Raw genomic sequence first — 8242 nt, 5'->3', positions numbered from 1 at the left:
GCTGCGGGATAAAAGAAGTAAAAATTCGGTCAGGTTAATATGCACGCCTGGTAGGTAGTAGGATTATGAAAATCGGCATGTCCGGGGGCAAGATAAAGCTCAACAAAGAGCTGAATGATCTGGACAAGCTGGTTCTGGATTTCGTCAAGATTCTTGACAGGAACAAGGTAAACTATGTGCTGGTTTCCGGTTACGTTTCCATACTCTTTGGAAGAAGCAGATCTTCGGAAGATATAGACCTGATAGTGGAAAAAATTTCCAAGAAAAAATTCCTGGCCCTATGGAAAGAGATCTCGAAAGGCTTTGACTGCATAACAACCGATGACCCTGAAAATGCATACAGGAAATACCTGGCGGCGCGCGCAGCGCTGAGGTTCTCCCGAACGGGGGAGGTAATACCCAACATGGAATTCAAGTTTCCAAAAGTGAGACTTGAAAGCTGGGTTCTGGGTAATGGTATGGAGGTTCTTTTGAACAGGCGAGCGATCAGGATTTCTCCAGTGGAGCTTCAGATACCTTACAAGCTATTTCTTGCGAGCGAGAAGGACATAGAGGATGCCCGATACCTCTACAGGCTGTTCAAGGAGAAGCTGGACCAAGAGCTGCTCAAATACTTCCTGAAAAAACTTGATAAGGAAGGCGCGTTCAACAAGTACCTGCAATGAAAAAGAAGCTCCCTGAAATAAACCTCAAAGAGCTTGAAAAGTTGAAGGAAGAAAACTTCAGGGAGAGACTGGAATTTCTGGACAAGTACGCTGACTGGGTAAAGAAAACAGACAATTCCAAGTGGAGCTCTGCCCAGAAAGCGATAATAAACAGGAAATCTGATTAAGGAGCTCTTTCAGAGCCTTTTCTGCCCCTTTGTGCGTTCAACCGGTTGCATCAGCTATAAAAGAACTAATTGTGCGCTTCCAGTTTCCACTGGAAACACGCCCCTCCCCTCTTCCTCTAGCTACTTGCGCTTGCCGCCGCTTACTAGGCTGATGTACTCGTAGGCGCCCACCGCGTTGTCAAACGCGTACTGCACCTTCTGGAATTCCTTGCGGAACGACGCGACGTCTTTGTTGACCTTCTTCGTGTCCTCCTTGTCAACAACTACGCGCTTGATGAATTTCGCAATATCCTTCATCTCGCCGGCCTTCATGCCAAGCCTAGTCACTTCCGGCACGCCTATCCTGACTCCTCCGGGATGCATGTAGTGCCTGCCTGCCTTGATGTCGCCTGGCAAAAGCTGCCTGTTGAGGATTATGCCTGCCTTTTCAAGGTCTTTTTCAATCGTGCCTCCGTCGCCAAACTTTGTCACGTCGACTGCTATCTGGTGCGACATAGTGTAGCCCCTCTTCTCCCCAAGCACGCCAAAGCCGTACCCTGCAAGCGCCTCTGCAAGCGCTTTTGCGTTCTTGATGACCTGCTTTGCATACTGCTTGCCAAACTGCAATGACTCGGCAAGCGCAATGGCCTTGCCTGCGACGTGGTGCAGGTGATGGCTTGACGTGTTGCCCGGGAATATCCCCTTCTTTATTGCCTCTGCGTGCTTTTCGTACGACACGATGATGCCGCCCTGCGGACCCCACAGCGTTTTGTGCGAGCTCATCGTCATCGAGTCGGCGCCTTCCTGCAGCGGGTCCTGGAACTCGCCTCCGGCGATAAGCCCTGCCACGTGCGCGCCATCATAGTTTATGTACATGCCGTGGTCGTGCATGAAACCTGCAAGCTCTTTTACCGGGTGCGGGAACAAAAACAATGAACCGCCAAACATGCCCATCCTCGGCGCCCTGCCGTCGCGGGCCATTTCCTCTATCTTTTTCTTTGTGGCGTCGACGTCGATCGTCATCTCTTCTTTTGAAAACGGGTAGTGCTCGATGTTGAGGCCGTGCACCAGGCCGGCGGTCCCTGCGTGTTCCTTCTTGCCGTGCGAAATATGGCCTCCCGAAGGTATGGACGCTGCCATCATCCAGTCGCCCGGACTTGAAAACGCTGCGTAAATCGCAAGGTTTGCAACGACGCCCGAAGTCGCGCGGCAGTCGGCAAACTCTGCCCTGAACACCTTTCTTGCCAATTCGTTGCAAATCATCTCGACCTGGTCGATGTATACGCATCCTGCATAAACGCGCTCGCCGGGCCAGCCTTCAGCGTAGCGGTTGCCAAAGTCAGATATTATGGCCTCCCTCACGGCGGGGCTTGGGATGTTCTCGCTTGCAATAAGCGGAATAGACCTGTTGAACCACTTGTGATGCTCGCGCATCAGGCTAAGGACTTCGCTGTAGGCTTTACGGGCACTCATAGTTGGCTTTTTGTGGGCCGGAATGTCCTTAATAGTATATCGCTTATGCTGCAAGCGCCTTTACCACTTCAGTCCACGCGGCGCCAATGTTTGCGCGGTTGTAGCCACCGCCGCCAACCGCGATAATCCTGCCGTTGCAGTGCTTGTGCGCAAGGTCATGCAACACTTGCGCCGCATGACTGTGCGCGCGTGCGCTGTACCTCAGATTGGTTATCGGGTCGCCGGCAAGGCTGTCTGCGCCGCAGTTGAGAAATACCAGTTCCGGCCTGCACGAATCGACAAACTCTTTTACTCTGTCAAACGCTGCAAAAAACTCGCTATCGCCGGACCCCGCTTCCAGCGGGATGTTCATCTTTGTCCCTTTTGCGTCACCCTTGCCTGTCTCGCTGGCGTAGCCGGTGCCCGGGTATATGCCGTACTCGTGTATGTCGGCAAAGAACAGCAGCTGGTCGTCCTCGAATTCGTAGAAAACGCCGTCGCCGTGGTGCGCGTCGATGTCGACGTACGCTATTCTCTTTATTCCATACTTTTTGCGCGCCTGGATTATCGCAACCCCGACATCGTTGAAAACGCAAAAGCCGCCGGCGGAGTCGCGCCTTGCATGGTGCAGGCCGGCTACGGGCACGAACGCGTGCTCTATTTTTCTTCCCGCCCTGTCCCTTCCTTGCACAACCGTATCAAGCGCTGCAAGCGTCGATCCTACAACATACAGCGTCGCTTCAAATATGCCGCGAAAAGATGGCGTGTCGCCCCTGTCAAGCGGGATGCTCCTGCACTGCTTTGACGCCATCTTGACCATCTCGACATAGTCACGCTCATGGAACGAAAGCACGGCCTCCTCCGTCGTTATCTCCGGCTGCTCGACGATGACGACGTTTGCAACGTCTTTTTCATTTTGCAGTTTTGACCAGAACGCGTAGATGCGGTCTGCGCCCCACGGGTGCGACCCGCCAAACCCATAGCGGGCCAGCTCGTCGCCGAAAAACACGGCAGTGTTGCACATATATGCTGCAAAATGGTTTGCGGCGATGGCAAATCAATCTTTTTATCCCCCTGTGCAACGGACAACTGGCATATGTTTACCGGCATCGTGGAAGGCCTTGCAGAGGTAAGGTCGGTAGCCCGGGCAAAAAAGGGCGCCGACACTGCCATCCGCGTCAAGCTCGGCAGGATGGCCAGGGGTCTCAAGGTGGGCGACAGCGTCTGCATAAACGGCGCCTGCCTCACGGTAACAAAACTGCAAAAGGGCGAGGCGCAATTCGAGATGGTCGCCGAGACTGTCCGGCGCACGTCGCTTGGCGGGATAAAGCCGGGCGACAAGGTGAATATCGAACGTAGCATGAAAGTGGGCGATAGGCTCGAAGGCCATTTCGTCCTAGGTCATGTGGACGGCACCGCGACCATTGTTGAGAAGATTGAAAAGCCGTCAGAGACTACGATGTGGTTCAAGCTTGGCAGCAAGGCTCTTGCAAGTGCGCTCGTGCCAAAGGGCTCGATAGCGGTGGACGGCATCAGCCTCACAGTGGTCGACGTCGATAAGGAAAAATTCTCTGTCTCGCTGATACCTCATACATTAGAGATGACGTCGCTTGGCCTGAAGAAAAAGGGCGACAAGGTGAATATCGAGACGGACGTCCTCAGCAAGTACGTGAGCAAGAGCAACAATAATCTTGGCCGGCGGCCGGCAAGATGACCAAGGCTTTTCCCTGCCCGCCTGGAATAACAAGGTACGTCTGCGAGAAATCTTTTGGCGAGACAGACAAGTGCAACGCAACGTTTTCTTGCTGCCTGGTTGATTTTTGTAAATCGATTTATGATTCGCAAAATTTTGTAATGGACTACCAATTCAGATTGAAAAAGAACCTCGCGTCGAGACAGTTTGAAATCGTCCGTACTCCTTGCGAAATAATTGAAACGTTTGCCAATTGCCGCGTGATCTATAAAAGCCCCCCGGACAAGGGCGGCGTCGTGTTTTCCGGAACGTTTAAGGAGGCGCTGGATTTTGCAAACATCGAGCTTGAAAAGTCATGCGATTATGTCAGGCCGTACAAGCCGTGTACGCACTGCGTCCCTGAAATCGATGCTCATTGTGGAAGCACAAGTAATTGAAATGATATTACCAAAATGCTGGTAATTACCAGCTTTTTAGTAATGTATTAATAACTACAGCGCCAAGCCTCCACTGTTGCCACTAACCGAAGCCATAGAGGCGCTCAAGGCCGGCAGGTTCGTGCTGGTCCACGATGACAAGGGGCGCGAAAACGAGGTAGACATGGTAGTAGCCGCAGAGCATGTAACGCCAGCGCACATTGCCGCGATGAGGCAGGACGCCGGCGGCCTCCTCTGCCTTGCAATTGCAAACGAGGTGACAAGCAAACTGGGCCTTGTCTACATGCACGACATGATAGCAAGCATGGGCAAGGTCAACCCCGTGTTCTCAAAATTAGTGGAAGGCAGGGCGGCGTACGGCGACAAGCCGTCATTTTCAATCTCTGTAAACCACCGCGACACCTTCACCGGCATAACCGATCAGGACAGGGCACTTACGATATCCGAGATGGCCAAGGTCTGCAAGAGAATCGACAACGGCGGCGTGGAGGATTTTGCCAGAAATTTCAGGGCGCCCGGCCACGTGCCTGTGCTGATAGCCGCAAAGAACCTGCTTTCAGACAGGAACGGCCACACAGAGCTTTGCGTCTACCTCATGAAATTGGCAAACATGACGCCGGCGGTGGCAATATGCGAGATGATGGACTCGCAGACCCACAGGGCGCTGTCAGTCGAGAAAGCCTTGGCATATGCCCGGAAATCCGGCATACCGCTTGTAGAGGCAAGCGAACTTAAGGAAGCTCACCAGAGAGCCAAGGTGGCATAGAAAATTTGCAGCTTGCAATAGTAGTATCCGAGTTCAACAGCAAGATAACGCTCCACATGCTGGAAAAGGCAAAAGAGCAGGCCAAGAGGCTTGGCGCCCAGGTTTCTTTTGTCGTGTACGTGCCCGGCGCCTTTGACATGCCGCTTGCAGTTGAAAAACTGCTGAAAAAGCGCGGCGTCGATGCAGTCGTCACGCTAGGCGCCGTGATAAAGGGCGACACGCGCCACGACGACATTGTCGCGGAAAACGCGTCGCGCCTCATTGCAGACCTTTCATTAAAGTACGCCAAGCCGGTCGCGCTCGGGATAACCGGCCCCGGCATGACTGCCGAGCAGGCAAGGGAACGGCAAGACATTGTGCCTGCGCGTGCGGTGAACGCGGCAGTCAACATGGCGCTGCGGCTTGCAAAGCTAGAAAAAACAGTGGGCAGGAAAACTGTGGTAATCGATGATTCAGCTTACAATCATTAGAATTGAGGGCTACGGCCCCTGGACGCTCACGCTCGGCTACGACAGGGAGGCGCAGCTGCAGATGCTGCAGGCAAGAATCTACCACGACGTGCAGCGCCTCTTCCACGAAAAGGACTGCCTCGTCTATTTCAACCGCTTTGACGAGTATTTTGCAATCACAAACGGCGTCTCGGTCGAGCAGCACGCGGAAATCGCGCACGCGCTTGCAATCCTCTACACGGACCTGAAGATGTCGATGGCAATTGGCACCGGCAAGACCGCGCTTGAGGCCAGCATGAACGCATACAACGCAAGAAAGGAAAACAGGCTTGCCGATGAAAAGGCGAGGATATTTTTTTCCGGCCCTGCCACCACTACAACCAGCGAAACATCGGCGCAGATAATGCACATCGATGTCGACAGCTCGACAAAGCTGACTGGCAGGCTGTCGCCGTACGAGGTAACAGCTCTTGTAATGAAGCTGTACGGCAGGCTGGCAGAAGAGTTCTTGAAACTTGACGCGCTGACGTTCTTTCTAGGCGGCGACAACTTTATGGTAATCTCTAACGGCGTGACGGGGGCGCAGGCAGACAAGGTGATAACGAAGGTAACGGCAGACCTAGGAGTCAAGCTCAACTGCGGAATCGGCATCGGCAAAAACGGCCGACGAGCGGCAGAAGCAGCCACAAAGGCCCTTGACACGATCCGCGACATGCGCGAAGAAGGCAAGATTCAGACAATCTATGAAATACGATGCTAGTAACCATTGAAAACGCAAGCGTCCTCCTTGGCGAGCACTTGGAGTATATAGAGCGCGGCTATATTGAGATCGACTATGATAACGGGATAATCAGAGATGCAGGTGCCGGCAAATCATCTGCAAGCCCCGGAAAAAAGCTGGATGCAGGCGGCTTTCTTGTGATGCCCGGCTTTATCAACGCGCACACCCACATCGCCGACTCGATAGGCAAGGACATTGCAGCAGGAAGGAGGCTTGACGCGCGGGTGCACCCCGTGTTTGGAGCAAAGAAAAAAATTCTTGAAAAGAGCCCGCCGGCGCACCTTGCCGCGATGATAAAAAGCTCTGCTGTATCCATGCTGCAGAAAGGGATAACGACGTTTGCTGATTTCCGCGAGGGCGGGCCTGAAGGCGTCCGGCTACTAAAAGGCGCAATAGCCGGCCTGCCGATAAAATGCGTCGCGCTTGGCAGGGTCGACCACTACAGCAGCGACCCTGCAGAGGCGGAGGGGCTGCCGACAAATGCAATCGCTATTGCAAAGCAGGTACTGGAAGTCGCCGACGGCCTTGGCATCAGCGGCGCAAACGAAAACACGGACGCTTCCCTTGAACAGTACGGCGAGATGGCAGCGGCAAAACTTGTTGCCATACACGCAGCCGAGTCTGCCGAGACTGTGCAGTTTTCAAAGGATCATACTGGCAGAAGCGAAGTCGAACGCATAATGCAGCATTTGAAGCCGGACATCCTAGTGCACATGACGCACGCCACCTGCGACGAGATATCACTTGCTGCTGGCAAGGCCGGCATCGTGGTGTGCCCGCGTGCAAACGGCGTCCTTGGCGCCGGCCTGCCACGCGTTGCAGAGATGCTAAAGCGCGGCTGCCTCGTTGCAATAGGCACGGACAACGTGATGCTCAACTCGCCGGACATTTTCCGCGAGATGGATTACCTCTGGAAGGCGTCGCACGCGCAGGGCGACTTTATAGAGCCCCGCGAGCTGGTCAAGATGGCTACTGCAAATGCGGCCAAGATGCTTGGCTTGAACAGCGGCTGGATAGCGCCCGGCAGAGCGGCTGACCTGGTATTTCTCGACAAAAGGCACGCTGACCTTTACCCTGTGCATGACCCGTACACGGCCATCGTGCACAGGGCCAGCAGGGACGCCGTACGCGCCGTGATGGCGGCCGGCCGGTTTGTTACGGCAGGCGGGGAGGGTCTCTTACCATGAAGATCACGATAAACGCCGCAATGACTATTGACGGCAAGATAGCGACAGCCTCCGGCGACTCTACCATTTCGTCAAAGGAAGACCTGAAAAGGGTCCACAGGCTCCGCGCCGCCTCTGACGCAGTGGTGGTGGGAATATCGACAGTTCTTGCCGACAATCCGCAGCTGACGGTCCGGCTTGTCAGGGGCAAAAACCCAGTCCGGGTGGTCGTCGACAGCAAGTGCAGGATACCGGGCGGCTCGCAAATTTTGCGCACCGCGGGCAGGGTCAGGACCATAGTTGCCGCAAGCGCGCAGGCAAGCGCGGCCGACGTTGAGAGGATAAGGCAGGCAGGCGCCGAGGTTATAATTGCAGGCAATGAAGCAGTTGACATCAAGGCGCTTTTTTCTACGTTTAAAAAGAAGATGGGCTTCAAGAAAATCCTGGTAGAAGGCGGGGGCGAGCTCAACTGGTCGGTGCTAAACCTCGGCCTTGCAGACGAGCTGATAGTGACTGTGGCACCCAGAGTTGCCGGCGGCCGGCTTGCGACAACGCTTGTTGAAGGCGACGGCTATGACACGATCTCGCAGGGACCAAAATTTCGCCTTGCGCACGTGCAAAAGACAAGGGCAGGCGAGCTTGTCCTCTTTTACAGAGTAGGTAAAAAATAATACATAGCACTTTTTA

General features: G+C 54.2%; 11 protein-coding genes. 9 read left to right on the top strand and 2 right to left on the bottom strand.

The window, feature by feature from the left end; all coding sequences use genetic code 11:
- The first annotated feature begins 65 nt into the window (after positions 1-65).
- Both NTE_RS16085 and NTE_RS17000 read left to right on the top strand, forming a co-directional pair.
- The gene (locus NTE_RS16085; protein WP_148701952.1) at positions 66-665 is read left to right on the top strand and encodes a hypothetical protein; all 600 of its coding nucleotides are present in this window, start codon (positions 66-68) and stop codon (positions 663-665) included.
- Positions 662-832 carry a DUF8150 family protein gene (locus NTE_RS17000; protein WP_193354080.1) on the top strand — a complete coding sequence of 57 codons (171 nt, stop codon included), beginning with the start codon at positions 662-664 and terminating at the stop codon, positions 830-832. The genes NTE_RS16085 and NTE_RS17000 overlap by 4 nt, the downstream gene beginning before the upstream one ends.
- 120 nt (positions 833-952) lie before the next feature.
- On the opposite strand, the gene NTE_RS16080 is transcribed toward NTE_RS17000, so the two are convergent.
- Together NTE_RS16080 and NTE_RS16075 are read right to left on the bottom strand one after the other, a co-directional pair.
- Positions 953-2284, bottom strand: a complete 1332-nt coding sequence (locus NTE_RS16080) for a serine hydroxymethyltransferase (RefSeq protein WP_148701951.1) — start codon at positions 2282-2284, stop codon at positions 953-955.
- 43 nt (positions 2285-2327) lie between these two features.
- The gene (locus NTE_RS16075; RefSeq protein ID WP_148701950.1) at positions 2328-3287 is read right to left on the bottom strand and encodes an arginase family protein; all 960 of its coding nucleotides are present in this window, start codon (positions 3285-3287) and stop codon (positions 2328-2330) included.
- Positions 3288-3359: 72 nt separating this feature from the next.
- Here NTE_RS16075 and ribE point away from each other — a divergent pair, with 72 nt between their 5' ends.
- From ribE to NTE_RS16045, 7 genes are all read left to right on the top strand, one after another.
- On the top strand, positions 3360-3977 hold the full coding sequence (gene ribE, locus NTE_RS16070) for a riboflavin synthase (RefSeq protein ID WP_148701949.1): 618 nt from the start codon (positions 3360-3362) through the stop codon (positions 3975-3977).
- Positions 3978-4216: 239 nt separating this feature from the next.
- Positions 4217-4393 (top strand): hypothetical protein, encoded by a 177-nt coding sequence (locus NTE_RS16890; RefSeq protein ID WP_158385710.1) that lies wholly within the window; start codon positions 4217-4219, stop codon positions 4391-4393.
- 76 nt (positions 4394-4469) lie between these two features.
- On the top strand, positions 4470-5159 hold the full coding sequence (gene ribB, locus NTE_RS16065) for a 3,4-dihydroxy-2-butanone-4-phosphate synthase (protein WP_148701948.1): 690 nt from the start codon (positions 4470-4472) through the stop codon (positions 5157-5159).
- 5 nt (positions 5160-5164) lie between these two features.
- The gene (gene ribH / locus NTE_RS16060) at positions 5165-5629 is read left to right on the top strand and encodes a 6,7-dimethyl-8-ribityllumazine synthase (protein WP_226987072.1); all 465 of its coding nucleotides are present in this window, start codon (positions 5165-5167) and stop codon (positions 5627-5629) included.
- On the top strand, positions 5607-6368 hold the full coding sequence (locus NTE_RS16055; RefSeq protein WP_148701946.1) for a GTP cyclohydrolase IIa: 762 nt from the start codon (positions 5607-5609) through the stop codon (positions 6366-6368). Before ribH ends, NTE_RS16055 begins: the two co-directional genes overlap by 23 nt.
- On the top strand, positions 6362-7576 hold the full coding sequence (locus NTE_RS16050; protein ID WP_148701945.1) for an amidohydrolase family protein: 1215 nt from the start codon (positions 6362-6364) through the stop codon (positions 7574-7576). Before NTE_RS16055 ends, NTE_RS16050 begins: the two co-directional genes overlap by 7 nt.
- On the top strand, positions 7573-8226 hold the full coding sequence (locus NTE_RS16045) for a 2,5-diamino-6-(ribosylamino)-4(3H)-pyrimidinone 5'-phosphate reductase (protein ID WP_148701944.1): 654 nt from the start codon (positions 7573-7575) through the stop codon (positions 8224-8226). The genes NTE_RS16050 and NTE_RS16045 overlap by 4 nt, the downstream gene beginning before the upstream one ends.
- The last annotated feature ends 16 nt before the right edge of the window (positions 8227-8242 follow it).

It is taken from the genome of Candidatus Nitrososphaera evergladensis SR1 (assembly GCF_000730285.1).
Lineage (GTDB): Archaea > Thermoproteota > Nitrososphaeria > Nitrososphaerales > Nitrososphaeraceae > Nitrososphaera > Nitrososphaera evergladensis.
Note: the sequence above shows the minus strand (reverse complement) of the source record. Positions and strands in the feature narration are given on the sequence as shown.